A 1,387-nucleotide genomic window follows, 5' to 3' on the forward strand; every position below is an offset into this window, starting at 1 on the left:
GGTCGGCTAAGTAAGGTATTGAGTGTGATAACCAACTGTTCACGTTGACTGTTTAACTCAATCTCACGGTTTAGGAGTTTGGATAATTCCAGTTGAGCCAGCAGCACATCCTGCTGCAGACCATGTCCGACACGATATTTTGTTTCAGCAATATCGATAAATTGTTTAAGCAACGTTTTATTGCTGGAAATTACCGTCAACGTCTTTTCCAGATAAAACAGTTGCCACCAGTAGCTCGTTATAGATTTAATTAGCTGCTGTTTATACTCTGTCGTCATAAACGCGCTGGCACTGGCTCGTTCAGTGGCCGCTTGTTGTTTCAGTGCTAACTTGCCGGGAAATGGAATCTCCTGACTAATGCCTAATTGCCACTGAGTCATAGCTTCTTGTGAGGTACTGAGGCTATCGGTTGGTAAGTTAACCAGGCCCATGCTGATCATTGGGTCTGGCAGGCTGCCAAGTTGTGAGGGGAGAGCAGACATCGCCTCAGCTCGGGCCTGACGCTGGGCAAGCCCCGGGTTGGACTGCTCTGCCACAGTGATGGCGATATCTAAGGGCAAAACAGCCTGTGTCTGTTCGATACTATATGAAGTATCTTCAGCCGCATAAGCCGCTGGTATAAGGGAAATTAGTGGCAGTAAAAACAGCCACGCAGTAATGGAACTATTCCATCGGTTCATAAGCTTCACCAATCATTAATAATGATATAAGCACAGATGTGCTAAGGCCTCATGGAAATGAGGGGATGGGAGTTATGAACTTATAGGGGGCCTGAACAGGGAGTTGTGTTGATCTGTCGGCTTTGCTTCAATCTGACTCAAGGTGAGTAGAGTTAACAGAGGCTGGTTAGTGGAGAAAGAGCTCTTTGATGGCAGAGTTACCGTGCTGAAACAGCTATGATGATTGGATTGGCAGTGATCTATATCCATACAATGCTTGCAATCTTTGGATATCGTTTCTGCGCAGTGTTGGTCAGAATCAGAAGATTGAATAGAGTGCGATGAAGAGTGAGCCATAGCTGAACGCATTTCTGCTTTTTCTGCGTGCGCTGACCATGATGACAAAGTCATCATCAGTGTCATGCACAGCAGTAGGAAATGTGTCGTTATTTTTTTCACGTGTTATTTATTCAGTCGCGCTTTGTTTTTCTTTGAATTCTGCTTTTATGGTTTCCAGTACTGGAGGCACTGCATCACAGGCTTCAATATTACCAGTACACTGACTACATTCATAGGCTTTCCACCCAGCAGCGATATATTCATCTTTGTGTGGACTGGTCAAACGGTTTGCAATACCAATGGTGGACTTTGCACGTGTAGAAATAAATCCATATTCACCCTTACAAAAGCGAAGCTGATCTGGATTTTTTTTCACATCGTATTTTTGA

At 44.4% G+C, this 1,387-nt stretch carries 1 protein-coding gene and 1 pseudogene; both read right to left on the reverse strand.

Translation table 11 applies throughout. The features are described from left to right. Positions 1-680: TolC family protein (locus B4K20_RS15745; RefSeq protein ID WP_289283643.1), on the reverse strand; the 680-nt coding region annotated here is incomplete at its 3' end. A 445-nt stretch (positions 681-1,125) separates the two neighbouring features. Beyond that, a pseudogene (locus B4K20_RS15750) lies at positions 1,126-1,387 on the reverse strand (hypothetical protein); the annotation flags it as partial.

This window comes from Methylophaga sp. UBA5088, assembly GCF_002414625.1.
GTDB classification, from domain to species: domain Bacteria; phylum Pseudomonadota; class Gammaproteobacteria; order Nitrosococcales; family Methylophagaceae; genus Methylophaga; species Methylophaga marina.